Origin of the sequence: Bacillus cereus group sp. BfR-BA-01310, from assembly GCF_022664325.1 — a bacterium.
GTDB classification, from domain to species: domain Bacteria; phylum Bacillota; class Bacilli; order Bacillales; family Bacillaceae_G; genus Bacillus_A; species Bacillus_A paramycoides.
Genome location: NZ_JAKUHD010000002.1, coordinates 1 through 14,569, shown reverse-complemented (window position 1 = coordinate 14,569; position 14,569 = coordinate 1). Strand labels below are relative to the sequence as shown.

Here is a 14,569-nt window from a genome sequence, read left to right as displayed (position 1 = left end):
TTGTCATTCTTTGTTGATAAGTCGATATAATGAGAAAATAGCTGATATATTTGAAATTGCGCTTATATATTGAGCTTTGTTCCAGAAAAAAAGCGCCCTGCTTGGCAGGGCGCTTTTTCTACTACATAAGGTAGCGTAAGTAAATGTAAATGTGAGAAATGATTAATGAAACGATCATAATTGGGAAACCGACTTTTAGGAAGTCCATGTAGCTAAATTTATGCCCTTCACGGCTAGCGATACCGGCTACGATTACGTTAGCGGAAGCCCCGATTAATGTTCCGTTTCCACCTAGGCAAGCACCTAATGCTAATGCCCACCATAGTACGTCGATTTGTGCGTCAGAAGGTGATAAACCTAGCCCGACTGCCATATCGTTAATAAGTGGGATCATTGTTGCAACGAATGGAATGTTATCGATTGTTGCAGAGGCGATACCAGATACCCATAGAATAAGGATAGATGCGTGAGAAATATCTCCACCTGTTATTCCAATTACTTTTTGAGCTAACATTTTGATAAGACCGATATCGATAAGTCCTCCAACGAGTACGAATAGTCCCGCGAAGAAGAAGATTGTTACCCACTCTACACTAGCGAATACCTCTTCAATTTCATGTTCTTTCACACCGATTAGCATAAGTACAGTAGCGCCAGTTAAGGCAATGATAGCTGCATCAATATGGAAAATGGAATGAGTCATGAAACCTAAAATAGTAAGTCCAAGTACTGTTAAAGATTTTTTCATTAATACTGGATCTTTAATGTATTGTTTTTCATCTAAGCTCATTAATTTTTTAACTTGTACAGGATCAGCAATTAATTGCTTACGGTACATGAAGTAAAGCATTGTCGCTGTAACAGCAATGATAATAATTACGATAGGTGCTAAGTTTAATAAGAAAGCATTGAAATCTAAATGCTTATTTGCAGAACCAATCATAATATTTGGTGGATCACCAATTAATGTTGCTGTTCCTCCGATGTTTGAAAAAATAATTTCAGAAAGTAAATATGGAACAGGATTTACTTGCAGTATGCGCGTAATAGATAAAGTAACTGGAACAACAAGAAGTACTGTTGTAACGTTATCTAAAAATGCGGAGCCAAGCGCGGTAAGTAAGGAAAGTGAAATTAAAATTTTAATTGGATTTCCTTGTGCTCCTTTTGCAGCTTTAATGGCAACGTATTGGAAGACCCCTGACTTACTTGTAATGTTTACTAGAATCATCATGCCGATGAGTAACGTAATAGTTCCCCATTCAATATGTTTCGTAAAGGCGTTGTGTAAGTCAACGACACCCACAATTACCATGAGTGCTGCACCAAGAAGTGCGATGACAGCGCGATTAATTTTTTCAGAAATAATAATGGCATATGTAATTAAAAAGACTGCGATAGCAAAATAATACTGCCAGTTTGCGAGCTCTTGCGTTGTTTCGTGCAAAACTCTCATCTCCTTTCGTTCACTTTTCTTAGTGTGTCAAAAATATTCTAGAAGAAACACACATAACGTCATTATAAAGTAGGAAAATGGCGGATGTAAATGAAAGGGGCTATTTTGTCATATTTTCTGCATAGGTCATTTTTTCTTATTTTTTAAAATATTTGCGGGCATTTGACATATATATAAGATACATCCAATCCGAATATTTAAAATGGAATCAGCGTTCGAGCTTGTTCGTGTAGGAGTATCAAATAGAAAGGAATGACAAAAATGATAAGGAAGGGATCGTATGGATGAACAACGATTTTTATTTTTAGACTTTGAGTTTACGATGCCCCAGCATAGAAAAAAACCAAAAGGTTTTTTTCCAGAAATTATTGAGGTAGGACTCGTTTCAGTTGTTGGTTGTAAGGTGGAAGATACGTATTCGTCACATGTCAGGCCAAAAACATTTCCGTCCTTAACAGATCGATGTAAAAAATTTTTAGGAATTAAACAAGAAGTAGTGGACAAAGGAATTTCTTTTCATGAACTTGTTGAGAAACTTGCCGAATATGAAAAGAGATGCAAACCGACAATTGTAACGTGGGGAAATATGGATATGAAAGTATTGAAGCATAACTGCGAAATGGCGGGAGTAGCATTTCCATTCTTCGGACAGTTCCGTGATTTATCGCTTGAGTATAAGAAGTTTTTTGGGGAGCGAAATCAAACAGGGTTGTGGAAAGCGATTGAGGCGTATGGAAAAGTAGGAACAGGAAAGCATCATTGTGCGCTGGATGATGCGATGACGACATATAATATTTTTAAGTTAGTAGAAAAAGATAAAGAGTATTTAGTCAAACCAGCACCTCCAACATTAGGGGAGCTTGTTGATTTTTCGAAAGTGTTAAAGAAAGTCAGTACACAGTAACGACCAAATTGCACAATATGTAATTTGGTCGTTTTGTTTTTTTAGAGTTTGTAATCTTGCTTCAATTGTTGAAGTGTTTCTAGACTACGCCCTGCAAAAGGTGAATCATCTTCAGAAAATGAATTCATTTGAGTTTCTAATGCTAATTTTAGTGACTCTGTATAATCCGGGATTTCTCCTTCATATTTTTTCACCATTTGCTCTGTAATGTTCGTCTGTTCACGGAAAGCTAAAGCGCGTCTTTCATGGAAAAATGGTACATCAGCTTGTTTTACATTATGTAAATCACCCTGCACTGGATGTTTTAAAACAGCTAATACTTTTACGACGTAACTGCCAGGGCGGCTATTTGTAATTTCGCCGATATATTTTCCAGTTTTATAAATACCAGTAACGATTTCACCAATTTCAAATGTTTCTCTCATATTTTTCACCTCAAATTAATAGTAAGGAAAGTGCGTGAAGGAGTCAAAGAAATCATTCGTTCACGGAATGTCCTTGAGAATATGAATGGGTTCAACTATAATTTAAAATAATATGACAGAAAATTCTGATGTTGATTTTTATGAATCCCCTGATAAGGAGTGTTCCATATGATGCCTTTATATTTTCCGGAAGATAAAACAGAATATATTATTCCAGGTATTGTTTGTGTTCTATTTATCATCGGTGCGATTGCTACGTGGCGTATGTTCATTCGTGTATCAAAACGAGAAGCAGAGCGATTACAGAAAGTAGAAGAGAAGCTTTTAGCTGAGAAGAAACACTAATTCATTTTTGTATGTTTCCCTCTATGCTCGGACAATCTAAGGGCAGAATGTATTTTGGAGGGAATAGAATGAAAAGACGGCTTTTTTTCAGTTGTTGTTTGTTATTTCTGATGGCGGGTTGTGACCAAGGAAAGCCGAAAGAAATTGATGTGAAATTACATAATGCTTCAGGTGATGAAGTTGGGACTGCAAAAGTCGTTCAACAAACAAGTGGAGTGAAGATTAAGATTAAAGCGGAAGGTTTTACACCAGGCCCGCATGGAATACATGTACACGAAATTGGAGAGTGTAAAGCACCTCGTTTTGAATCATCTGGGAATCATTTTAATCCAGATAAGAAAAAGCATGGACTCCTCAATCCGAAAGGTGCAGAAAACGGTGATTTACCGAACGTAGTTGCAGACGGTTCTGGAAAGATTAAAGCGGAAATCGACGCGCCGCATATAACACTTGAAGAAGGGAAAACGACGATTCATAGAAAAGATGGAGCGTCTATTATAATTACAGAAAACCCTGATGATGGTATGACACAACCAGCAGGAAAATCTGGGAATCGAATTGCTTGCGGTGTTATTGTTAAAAAAGCGTCAGAAATGAAGAAAAAATAGAAGCTACCATTAAGGTAGCTTCTGTTATATTATGATGAAAATGTATTGCGAAGTCTGTTTAAAATCTCTTCTAAGACGGACCTTGGACAGCCGATGTTGATTCGAATATGTTCAGTTCCACCCAATCCATATTTCTCACCAGGTTCAACGATGATTTTTCCTTTCTCTTCGAGTAATGTTGTTCGCTCATTTTGAGAAAGGTTCAAGCGTGAACAATCAATCCACAGTAAAAAACTACCTTCTGGTTTCATTACAGAAAGAGTTGGTATGTGGTTTTGAATATACTCACAAGCAAATCGAGCGTTCTCTTCAACGTATAATCGAATTTCACTTAGCCAATCATTACATTCTGTATATGCACTTTGCATTGCTGTATAAGCAAATATATTTAATCCGTGGAATCCTTGTCTATATTGAATAGACGTAAAGGCATTACGGAGTTTTTCATCCGGAATAATAATGATAGATGCTTGTAACCCGGCGATATTAAATGTTTTGCTCGGAGCCATACAAGTAATTGTGCGCGCTGCTAATTCTTCAGATAAAGAGGCAAACGGTGTATGGGTATGACCTGCGTAAATAATATCAGCGTGAATTTCATCCGCAACAACGGTTACATTATATTTTGTACATAACGTACCGAGCTTTGTTAGTTCCTCTTTCGTCCAAACGCGTCCGATAGGATTGTGAGGGCTACAAAGAAGCATCAGCTTTACACCTTGTTGAAATTGCGTTTCTAAATGCTCGAAGTCTATCGCATATGTGCCATTTTGTTTCTGTAATGGACTTTCACATAATTTCCTGTTATTCGTTGTGACCATTTCAAAAAATGGTGGATAAATAGGAGGTTGTACGAGTACGGATTCTCCTTCTTTCGTTAAAGCTTGTATGCTCGTACTAAGAGCTGGAACGATGCCTGCGCTAAATACAATCCACTCTTTTTGTATATCCCAATTGTATTGGCTTTGTGTCCAATTACAAATAATATCTCCAATATTTTCGGGAGGAAGTGTATAGCCGAAAATAGGATGTTCTATCCGTTTTTGTAATGCAGTTTGAATTGGTTTTGGTACTTCAAAATCCATATCGGCAATCCAAGCGTGAATGAGTTCTTCGTTTTTATATGTATCCCATTTTGTACTATGTGTTCCGCGACGATTTACCGTTTTATGAAATAGCTGCATATGTTTTCCCCTTTCTTCTGTAAAACCGTTAAGTTATGAAAGTTCGCTCTCTTCTTATAGAATAGCGGATGTGATACGATAAAGAAAAGCATTAAAAAGTGAAAAGGCGGGAAGCAGATGGGTGCATATGAAAAGATGATAGAGGTTGTGAAAAATTGGGATCCGTTTCAAATGGGACCGGAGTTTTACGAAACAGAAGCGAGCGATGTTGTGAACGTTGCAAGTGTGTTTGACGATCCAAAATATATCGCAAAGAAGATTCAACATATATACTTTATGTCTTTTGAGGAAGTGCCTGCGCTTGAAAAATGTGAGAAGTTAGCTGTGGAATTACTTGTACTAAAAGAAGGCGGAAGTTGTTCATTATAGGCTGTCGGAATTTCCGACAGCCTTTTTGTTTATTTTAGTTCGTTCGGATTAATTAAAGTTTCACTTTACCCCGCTTTATCGCGCAGAAAATGCCATGATTTCTTCATAAACATGTTCGGGTTTTTCTTCAGGTAGTAAGTGACCTGTATTTTCGTAAGAGATAAATGTTGAATTAGGTAAATCTTTGTGTAAGCGACGTCCTACCTGTAAAGGGACGACGCGATCTTTTTCACCCCAAATGAGTAATATTGGCGTTTCGATTTTTTGTAATTCAGTTGAAGATAAGTCACCTTCACGGTCTCTTATCATTCGAGTTAAGGCAGGGAATATACGATTATCATAAAAAGGAGCAGCGTAGCCTTCCATCATTTCATTATCAATTAATGAATGGTCATGAACGACATTCATTAAGTTATGAACGATGCCTCTTCGAATAATCCAGTTCTTCACGTATAAATGGAAGAACGGTAAATAAGAAGAGTACAGTAAAGGTAAATTTGCGCGTGCTAAATAACTAGAACTGCATAGTAAAATCGTCTTTGAAATTAATTCAGGGCGTAGGCGGTTTACATAGAGGGAAATTTGTCCACCCATAGAGTGACCAACTAATACAATATCCGAGAGAGCTAGATGTTCTATCAGATCGATAATAATAGCCGCTAAATTGTGATAAGAATACTTAAAGAGATGAGATTTATCACTTTTTCCGAATGGAGGTAAATCCAGGGCAATTACTCTACCTTCTTTCATTAATAAAGGAATGAGGCGTCGATAGCTAAATGAGGAAGATAGGAAGCCGTGAACGAGTACGAAAGTAGGTCGCCCTTTATTAATATTATTATTATGTTCATACAATTCGTAATGAATAGTAGTGCCGCGAGTGGAAAAAGTGAAGTAAGGGCATTTGCATTCATGGTTCATTTTTTGTCACTCCATTGATTTTTGTTCATATCATCTCCAAGTAAGAAAAAAATATGTTAACAAAAAAAGGCAAGATGACTATGCCATCTTGCCTTACATTTATTTATCCCGCTATTTGTGGGAGTCGTGCTAATAATCAGTGTGGATGGACAACTCCACCAATGATTAAAGTTTCACTTTATTATCCACGCACAATATTAGGTGGTGTTTTTCCTTGTAATCCTGCCACTAAATTTTTAGCAGCTGTCATTGCCATTTGCTGTCTCGTTTTTAATGTTGCAGATCCGATGTGCGGTAAAGTCACAACGTTTTGCAATGATAAGAGCGGATTATCTTTTTGGATAGGCTCTTGTGTGAATGTATCGATACCAGCTGCAAATATTTTCTTTTCTGCTAATGCATGAATTAATGCAGTTTCATCTACTGTTTTCCCTCGAGAGGCATTAATGAAGATTGCTGTTTCTTTCATTAATGAAAATTCTTTTTCTCCGATAAGATGATACGTTTCATCTGTTAATGGAGTAAGAAGAATAATAAAATCAGATTGTTTGATTAGCGTTTGTAAATCACAATATGTAGCGTCAAATTTTTGCTCAGCGTCTTCCTTACGACGACGATTATAGTAAAGAACGTTCATATCAAATCCAAATTTCGCACGTTTTGCGACCGCTTCCCCGATTCGCCCCATTCCAATAATACCGATTGTACTATGGTGCACATCTAGTCCGAAGTGTTCTTTTCCGATTTCAGCATTCCATTCACCGTTTTTTACATATGAATCAAGTTCACACACGCGGCGACCAGCAGATAACATAAGAGCGAAAACGAGGTCAGCTACCGTATCATCTAATACGTATGGTGTATTCGTTCCGATGACATTTCGACTTTGCATTGCTTTTAAATCAAAATTATCGTAACCAACAGAAATGTTGCTCACTACTTTTAAGTTAGGAGCGGCTTGTAACAACTCTTCATTTATGGCTGAGCCGAAATTAAGTAATCCATCTTTATCTTTTATTTTTTCTAATAAAACATCACGAGGTACTTTCTCATTTTGATCCCATTTTTCGTAATCGCAGTGTTCCGATAAATAAGATTCTACAAATGTTGGAACTGGCTCAGCAATATATACTTTTGGTCTCACGGTTCCATCCCCTTTCATCTTTATCCCGATTGGTGCGGGATAATAATCAGTGGGGATGGACAACCCCCACTGATTAAAGTTTCACTTTATTTTTACATAATTCTCTAAAAAAATCTTCTTTTCAAACAGGAAAGGCTATTTGTATAATTTAGACACAAACAAAAGAGAGGATGAGTTATATGATGACTGAAAAGGAATTAGAATTGTTAGCTTGCCTTGAAAAAAATAGTCGTTTATCTGTAGAAGTATTAGCGAAGCTGTTAAGTATAGATGTAGAAGAAGCGAAAAAGATGGTTGCAAAATTAGAAGGTGAAAAAATTATCGTGGACTATGTAACACATATCGATTGGACAAAAGTGAAAGAACATACTGGTTTAACAGCAATGATTGATGTGAAAGTTACACCGAAGCGTGGTGTTGGTTTTGATGCGGTTGCTGAACAAATTTATCGCTATTCAGAAGTGAAATCAGTTTATTTAATGTCTGGTACATATGATCTTTCTATTACGTTAGAAGGAAAAACGATGGGCGAAGTAGCGATGTTTGTTTCTGAGAAATTAGCAACAATTGAATCCGTTGTTTCTACGACAACTCATTTTATTTTGAAGAAGTATAAACATGAGGGCATTATTTATGAAAAAACTGATGATGATAAGAGAATTGTGGTGACACCATGAAGCAATTTGAACTATCTAGAGTAGCAGAATCTTTACAACCATCCGGCATTCGAAAGTTTTTTGATTTAGCGTCGAGTATGAAAGGTGTTATTTCACTCGGAGTGGGAGAGCCTGACTTTGTTACACCTTGGAATGTAAGGCAAGCATGTATTCGTTCTTTAGAGCAAGGATATACAGCATATACAGCAAATGCAGGATTATTAGAGCTCCGTCAAGAAATAGCAAAGTATCTAAAAAAACAATTTGCAGTATCTTATGATCCAAATGATGAAATCATTGTTACAGTTGGAGCGAGCCAAGCGCTAGATGTAGCGATGCGCGCCATTGTAAATCCTGATGATGAAGTACTTATTATTGAACCAAGCTTCGTTTCGTATGCACCGCTTGTTACGTTGGCTGGCGGAGTCCCGGTTCCAGTAGCGACTTCATTAGAAGATGAATTTAAAGTACAACCAGATCAAATTGAAGCAGTTATTACAGCAAAAACAAAAGCGATTTTACTTTGTTCTCCAAATAACCCAACAGGTGCAATGTTAAATAAATCCGAATTAGAAAAGCTAGCAGTCATTGTGGAGAAATATAATTTAATCGTATTATCTGATGAAATTTATGCAGAGCTCGTATATGACGAAGCGTATACAAGTTTCGCGAGTATTAAAGATATGCGTGAGCATACGATTTTAATTTCAGGATTTTCAAAAGGGTTTGCGATGACAGGATGGCGTCTTGGTATGATTGCAGCCCCTGTTCAATTTTCAGAATTAATGCTCAAAATCCATCAATATTCAATGATGTGCGCACCGACGATGTCTCAATTCGCAGCACTTGAAGCATTGCGTGCAGGAAATGATGAAGTAATTCGAATGAGAGATAGTTATAAAAAGCGTCGCAACTTTATGACGACATCTTTCAATGAAATGGGCTTAACATGTCATGTACCGGGCGGAGCATTTTATGTCTTTCCTTCCATTGCTTCAACTGGACTATCTTCAGCAGAATTCGCAGAACAGTTATTATTAGAAGAAAAAGTGGCTGTTGTCCCAGGAAGTGTATTTGGAGACAGTGGTGAAGGATTCATTCGTTGTTCATATGCGACATCGCTCGAGCAACTTATGGAAGCAATGAAGAGGATGGAACGGTTCATAGAGAATAAAAAAAGGACAAAACACAATACGTTTTGTCCATAAAAGGGGGGGAATACTAGAAAGCCATGTGTTAGTATTCTATCCCAATATTGGAGAATTATACGTATTATAGGAAATTTCTTCATGAATTTTGAATGAGTTCTATCATAGTGGTATAATTTACTAATATAAGGTGTACTTATTCTAGATAGCTTTACTGAGGATAAGTATTAACCAATCGGATATTTAACAATAAATACATCTGCTTTGCTATCTACAATTGTAGAGAAAATGGTAAACGTATGGGAGTGTTTCATATGTCAGAACAATATACAACAGGAGTGGTTGTAACAGGGAAAGTGACTGGAATTCAAGATTACGGTGCATTTGTAGCGTTAGATGCAGAAACACAAGGACTTGTGCATATATCTGAAATTACAAATGGATATGTAAAGGATATTCATGACTTTTTAAAGGTCGGCGATACAGTAGAAGTAAAAGTACTTTCAATTGATGAAGAGCACAGAAAAATGAGTTTATCGTTAAAAGCGGCGAAAAGAAAACAAGGAAGGGTTCTTATACCGAAGCCAACCGATAAAGGGTTCAATACGCTGCGTGAAAAGCTAACGGAATGGATTGAAGAATCAGAGTTAACAAAGTAAAAGAGGAGCGCATATGAGCGTTCCTCTTTTACTTTGTCTTATGATATATATTTGCAAATATGATTGCATGCAATCATATTCGTATGTCGGAGATGAAAAAGACATACTGACTATCGAATTTCATTTGTTTCTGGGTGAGTACCAAGATTTTCGGATGGTTTAAATAGTAAACCAAGATTGATAAGCCCAGAAATACCAACGATGCCATAAATAATACGTGCGAGAGCTGAACTTTGTCCACCGAAAATGGCAGCCACTAAGTCAAACTGGAAGAACCCGATCAGTCCCCAGTTAACAGCACCGATTACAGTGAAGACTAATGCGATACGTTGCAGAGTACTCATGAAAAAGCCCCCCTTAATGTGAAGCATGAGCAAGCGAAGAGTTAATAAGAAAATGTAACTCCTTTATAGAATGGTATAGTTTTGGTGTTTTTATACATAAAAAATGTACGAAAAAGGATGTATATACATCTATACCGAAAAAAGCGAATTTTTATGCAAAAAATGAACTTTTTCTAAAAAATAAACAATGGTTACGTTTACAATTGTTGAATCGCTTGATTTACAACTTTAGTTTCGCTAAAGTGAATACAGAAATACATATACATAATTGGAGGGAAAAAGATGAGTACACATGTAACGTTCGACTATTCTAAAGCGTTATCCTTCATCAGTGAACATGAACTAACTTATTTACGTGATGCAGTAAAAGTATCACACCATGCAATCCACGAAAAAACTGGAGCTGGGAACGATTTCCTTGGGTGGGTAGAGCTTCCGCTTCAATATGACAAAGAAGAATTTGCTCGCATTCAAAAATGCGCAGAAAAAATTAAAAATGACTCTGACATTTTACTTGTTGTAGGTATCGGTGGTTCTTACTTGGGAGCACGTGCAGCAATCGAAATGTTAAACCATTCTTTCTACAACACGCTTTCTAAAGAACAACGTAAAACTCCACAAGTGCTATTTGTTGGACAAAACATTAGCTCCACTTACATGAAAGATTTAATGGACGTACTAGAAGGTAAAGACTTCTCTATTAACGTTATTTCCAAATCAGGTACAACAACAGAGCCTGCAATCGCATTCCGTATTTTCCGTAAATTATTAGAAGAGAAATACGGCAAAGAGGAAGCTCGCAAACGTATTTATGCAACTACAGATAAAGCGCGTGGTGCTTTAAAAACATTAGCTGATAACGAAGGTTACGAAACATTCGTTATTCCAGATGATGTTGGCGGTCGTTTCTCTGTATTAACACCAGTAGGTTTATTACCGATCGCAGTAAGTGGCCTAAACATTGAAGAAATGATGAAAGGTGCAGCTGCTGGTCATGATGACTTCGCGACATCAGAACTTGAAGAAAACCCAGCTTACCAATACGCAGTAGTTCGTAATGCTCTATACAATAAAGGGAAAACAATTGAAATGCTTGTTAACTACGAGCCAGCACTTCAATACTTCTCTGAGTGGTGGAAACAGTTATTTGGTGAAAGTGAAGGAAAAGATCAAAAAGGTATTTTCCCATCTTCAGCAAACTTCTCAACTGACTTACACTCATTAGGTCAATACATTCAAGAAGGTCGCCGTGATCTATTCGAAACAGTTCTTAAAGTAGGTAAATCTACACATGAACTAAAAATCGAATTAGATGACAACGATTTAGATGGATTAAACTACCTTGCTGGTGAAACTGTAGACTTCGTAAACACAAAAGCATACGAAGGTACATTACTTGCACATAACGACGGCGGAGTACCAAACTTAATCGTAAACATTCCAGAACTAAACGAGTATACATTCGGTTACCTTGTATACTTCTTCGAAAAAGCATGTGCGATGAGCGGCTACCTATTAGGCGTAAATCCATTTGATCAACCAGGAGTAGAAGCATACAAGAAAAACATGTTCGCTCTACTTGGAAAACCAGGATTCGAAGAACTAAAAGCAGAATTAGAAGAGCGTTTAAAATAAAAAAACTGTTGGGGACGAGCCCCAACAGTTTTTTTTATGGAATTTTTTGACGAGTAGCCGACATTCCGGATTGAATCTCATATATATTCAGAATGGAATGGGTATGCTAAAGGAAAGGTCTAGGAGGGATTGATTTGATTCCGATTCAATCAAATTTAGTAGGGCGTACATATGCGTTATATAAGTTAGAAGAGGTCATGAAGCCACTTGGATATAGTATTGGTGGCAATTGGGATTATGATAAAGGATGCTTTGATTACAAAATTGACGAAGAAGATGGTTATCAATTTTTACGAGTGCCATTTACGGCTGTGGATGGAGAGCTAGATGTGCCTGGTGTAGTAGTTCGTCTTGAAACACCGTATATTATTTCGCACGTATATCAAGACGAACTAGATAATGAAGTAAATACGTTAGCTGCTGGGACAAGCTTAGATCAGTTTGCTGAACCGAAAGATCCAGATGGAGATGTGAAAAGAAAGTATATCGATATTGGTAAAGTGCTAGTGCAAGAACTAGAAAAGCATTTTTTTAATGGCGAATAACAATGAGTACGTCACTTTCAATGATAATAAAAGAATGAACTGGATTAATCATATATTGTTCATCACGCTTTATACCCAATAAGAGGATATTTTGTTTTAAAAGAGTGTAGCTGCAATTAGCGAAAGTTTGTCCTATACATGATGGAGCTAGTTCCATCAGTTGTAATTTGTTATCAGAGATTTCATCGTAGAGCGAAAATAATACACCGGAAATAGAAGGGAATAAAAGGGAGGCGGTAAATACATAGCTTGTCAATTTATTTCCTTCTATAATTTCTGATGCCCCTGCTCTCGTTGCATTTTGTATTTGCTCTGAAGTAAGTAGTTCGGCAATACAGTGAATGTTTGGATTAAGTCCTTTTGCAGTTAAGATATTTAAAATGGACTGTGTATCTGCTAAGCTTTCATTTTTTTCTTTATCAGCCGTTATTAATATTGTGTGTGCTGTTGTAATGTTTGCTTTATGTAAAGTCTGATCGTGGTGTGGACAGCCTTTTATAAATTCTAAATGATGAAATGGTTTTGGAAGTAAAGAGAGTGTTTCATCAATTAAAACGATATCAAGATTTGGTTGTAATACATGCATTTGTTTCACAACGTGTTTGGCACGTTCATTCCAACCAACGATAATCATATGTCCGCTAGAAGTAGCCGCTTCTTCCCCTTTAATCTTCATATATTGTTTACTAATCATTTCGGTAGCAAATAGAACCATATAATAAGAACAAAATCCAGTTCCTAATAAAATAATGCCTATTCCAATAAGTTTCCCTATCGTTGTATGCGGGGCAAAGTCACCATAGCCAACTGTGAAGATTGTAACGATTGACCACCAAATCCCATCGAACCATGTAATAAAGTGAGTGGGTTCTAGTGTATGTATAAGAAAACCAGAGAAAGTAGTAAGTACAATAATAAAACAAATTAAACGAAAAATAATGGAATCACGAAATGTATCTACTAAGTTCGGGCGCGATTTCAATTTTGTATTCCTCCTTACTTTGCAGGACTACATTCATTGTTACCATTATAGAAAAAAGAAAAACTCCCTAATTAAAAAGAGAGCTTGTTTCATGTTACATACTTTCGACTTCAGTTTGTTGAACACTTTCGAGGTGTTGCAGGGCGTAGTAAACATCAGCGGTATGTCTTTTTTGATCGATAGACAATTTAAGATGTAAATAGTGAGAACCACTTTCTAATGTTTTGAGCTTCATATTTTTAACCTTTATATCCATTGCTTTTATTTCCTCAATGACAATAGGGATATTGTCCATATCTCGTACAACAAGTTTGACGGCAATATCGCGTTGGCGTAATGACCTAGGGCCTAAAAAATTCATAGCTAATGGGATAAGTTCTACACTAATCATAAGGAAACACATCCCGAAAATGGCTTCGAGATAAAAGCCAGCTCCGACGGCAATACCGATACCAGAAGCACCCCAAATCATAGCTGCGGTAGTTAGTCCTGCAATACTATCATTTCCTCTTCGTAAAATAACACCAGCACCTAAAAAACCGATTCCTGACACAATTTGAGCCGCTAGTCGAAGTGGATCCATATTCATATGGTCAGTGTGTGGTAAATTGTAAGCTGCTTTAATAGAAACAATGGTTAAGAGGCAGCTAATAATAGAAATAACTAAACAAGTTTTTAAACCGAGTGGTTTACGTTTTAATTCGCGTTCTAAACCGATAGCGAATCCTAAAATAGCTGAGAGACCTAGTTTTATTAATAAATCGGTGTAGTCCATGTATATTCCTCCTTGTATGATATGGTATATGAATAAAACGTTTATATAGAAAGAAATGTTTTTGGACAGAGTGACTTTCTATAGAATATATGTAGGAATTACTTAGAAATGAAAGAGATATTTCGTTTAAGTATATGATATTAAAAAAGAAATGTAGTTGTTTTAAAAAAAGTTTTCAAAAGGTGTTGTATTTCGTTTTTCTGCATGCTATATTAATAAACGTCGCTGATGCAGAAACGCAGAAAACGACAAAAAAGAAATTAAAAAACTTAGTTGACATCGAAAAACGAAGATGTTAACATAAGGAAGTCGCAAATGAGCGACTAAGTAGTTCTTTGAAAACTGAACGAAACAAACAACGTGAAACGTCAATTTTTATTTTAGATGCTAGACAAACTAACTTTATTGGAGAGTTTGATCCTGGCTCAGGATGAACGCTGGCGGCGTGCCTAATACATGCAAGTCGAGC

The 14,569-nt window shown here is 36.6% G+C and carries 17 protein-coding genes and 1 rRNA gene; 10 read left to right on the top strand and 8 right to left on the bottom strand.

The genetic code is table 11. The features are described from left to right. Positions 1–121: 121 nt before the first annotated feature. Entirely contained in the window at positions 122–1,447 is a 1,326-nt protein-coding gene (locus MR109_RS05105; RefSeq protein WP_048375292.1) for an ArsB/NhaD family transporter, read from the bottom strand. A 289-nt stretch (positions 1,448–1,736) separates the two neighbouring features. Between MR109_RS05105 and kapD the strand changes: the two genes are divergently transcribed. After that, complete coding sequence (gene kapD, locus MR109_RS05100; protein ID WP_048375290.1) at positions 1,737–2,360, top strand: 3'-5' exonuclease KapD; 624 nt, start codon at positions 1,737–1,739, stop codon at positions 2,358–2,360. A gap of 41 nt (positions 2,361–2,401) precedes the next feature. On the opposite strand, the gene kapB is transcribed toward kapD, so the two are convergent. Beyond that, the gene (gene kapB, locus MR109_RS05095; protein WP_242271223.1) at positions 2,402–2,785 is read right to left on the bottom strand and encodes a kinase-associated lipoprotein KapB; all 384 of its coding nucleotides are present in this window, start codon (positions 2,783–2,785) and stop codon (positions 2,402–2,404) included. A gap of 168 nt (positions 2,786–2,953) precedes the next feature. Between kapB and MR109_RS05090 the strand changes: the two genes are divergently transcribed. Both MR109_RS05090 and MR109_RS05085 read left to right on the top strand, forming a co-directional pair. Next, a complete protein-coding gene (locus MR109_RS05090) occupies positions 2,954–3,130 on the top strand; it encodes a hypothetical protein (protein ID WP_176547726.1) in 177 nt (58 codons plus the stop codon). 68 nt (positions 3,131–3,198) lie between these two features. After that, positions 3,199–3,738 carry a superoxide dismutase family protein gene (locus MR109_RS05085; RefSeq protein ID WP_071718327.1) on the top strand — a complete coding sequence of 180 codons (540 nt, stop codon included), beginning with the start codon at positions 3,199–3,201 and terminating at the stop codon, positions 3,736–3,738. A gap of 29 nt (positions 3,739–3,767) precedes the next feature. Here MR109_RS05085 and MR109_RS05080 read toward each other — a convergent pair whose 3' ends face one another. Further along, on the bottom strand, positions 3,768–4,922 hold the full coding sequence (locus MR109_RS05080) for a MalY/PatB family protein (RefSeq protein ID WP_242271222.1): 1,155 nt from the start codon (positions 4,920–4,922) through the stop codon (positions 3,768–3,770). A 117-nt stretch (positions 4,923–5,039) separates the two neighbouring features. On the opposite strand from MR109_RS05080, the gene MR109_RS05075 reads away from it, so the two are divergent. Continuing rightward, positions 5,040–5,291 (top strand): YugE family protein, encoded by a 252-nt coding sequence (locus tag MR109_RS05075; RefSeq protein WP_048375283.1) that lies wholly within the window; start codon positions 5,040–5,042, stop codon positions 5,289–5,291. A gap of 75 nt (positions 5,292–5,366) precedes the next feature. Here MR109_RS05075 and MR109_RS05070 read toward each other — a convergent pair whose 3' ends face one another. Together MR109_RS05070 and MR109_RS05065 are read right to left on the bottom strand one after the other, a co-directional pair. Then, a complete protein-coding gene (locus tag MR109_RS05070) occupies positions 5,367–6,212 on the bottom strand; it encodes an alpha/beta fold hydrolase (RefSeq protein ID WP_242271221.1) in 846 nt (281 codons plus the stop codon). Between the two features lie 181 nt (positions 6,213–6,393). Further along, positions 6,394–7,374, bottom strand: a complete 981-nt coding sequence (locus MR109_RS05065; RefSeq protein WP_218652304.1) for a 2-hydroxyacid dehydrogenase — start codon at positions 7,372–7,374, stop codon at positions 6,394–6,396. Positions 7,375–7,535: 161 nt separating this feature from the next. Here MR109_RS05065 and MR109_RS05060 point away from each other — a divergent pair, with 161 nt between their 5' ends. The 3 genes from MR109_RS05060 (at position 7,536) to yugI (ending at position 9,819) form a co-directional block, all read left to right on the top strand. Beyond that, positions 7,536–8,033 (top strand): Lrp/AsnC family transcriptional regulator, encoded by a 498-nt coding sequence (locus tag MR109_RS05060; RefSeq protein WP_178941065.1) that lies wholly within the window; start codon positions 7,536–7,538, stop codon positions 8,031–8,033. Then, a complete protein-coding gene (locus MR109_RS05055) occupies positions 8,030–9,220 on the top strand; it encodes an aminotransferase (RefSeq protein ID WP_242271220.1) in 1,191 nt (396 codons plus the stop codon). The genes MR109_RS05060 and MR109_RS05055 overlap by 4 nt, the downstream gene beginning before the upstream one ends. A gap of 254 nt (positions 9,221–9,474) precedes the next feature. After that, a complete protein-coding gene (gene yugI / locus MR109_RS05050; protein ID WP_002173990.1) occupies positions 9,475–9,819 on the top strand; it encodes a S1 domain-containing post-transcriptional regulator GSP13 in 345 nt (114 codons plus the stop codon). Positions 9,820–9,929: 110 nt separating this feature from the next. Here the strand turns inward: yugI and MR109_RS05045 are convergent, their stop codons facing one another. Then, positions 9,930–10,163: a DUF378 domain-containing protein gene (locus MR109_RS05045; RefSeq protein ID WP_048375277.1), complete on the bottom strand. Its 234-nt coding sequence runs from the start codon at positions 10,161–10,163 to the stop codon at positions 9,930–9,932. A gap of 282 nt (positions 10,164–10,445) precedes the next feature. Between MR109_RS05045 and MR109_RS05040 the strand changes: the two genes are divergently transcribed. Beyond that, a complete protein-coding gene (locus MR109_RS05040; RefSeq protein ID WP_242271219.1) occupies positions 10,446–11,798 on the top strand; it encodes a glucose-6-phosphate isomerase in 1,353 nt (450 codons plus the stop codon). A gap of 134 nt (positions 11,799–11,932) precedes the next feature. Beyond that, entirely contained in the window at positions 11,933–12,343 is a 411-nt protein-coding gene (locus MR109_RS05035) for a YugN-like family protein (RefSeq protein ID WP_048375275.1), read from the top strand. Here the strand turns inward: MR109_RS05035 and MR109_RS05030 are convergent. Together MR109_RS05030 and MR109_RS05025 are read right to left on the bottom strand one after the other, a co-directional pair. Next, entirely contained in the window at positions 12,330–13,325 is a 996-nt protein-coding gene (locus MR109_RS05030) for an ion channel (protein ID WP_098473711.1), read from the bottom strand. The genes MR109_RS05035 and MR109_RS05030 overlap by 14 nt on opposite strands. A 94-nt stretch (positions 13,326–13,419) precedes the next feature. Continuing rightward, the gene (locus MR109_RS05025; protein ID WP_002173983.1) at positions 13,420–14,100 is read right to left on the bottom strand and encodes an MgtC/SapB family protein; all 681 of its coding nucleotides are present in this window, start codon (positions 14,098–14,100) and stop codon (positions 13,420–13,422) included. Between the two features lie 402 nt (positions 14,101–14,502). On the opposite strand from MR109_RS05025, the gene MR109_RS05020 reads away from it, so the two are divergent. Next, positions 14,503–14,569 (top strand): 16S ribosomal RNA (locus tag MR109_RS05020); the annotation flags it as partial.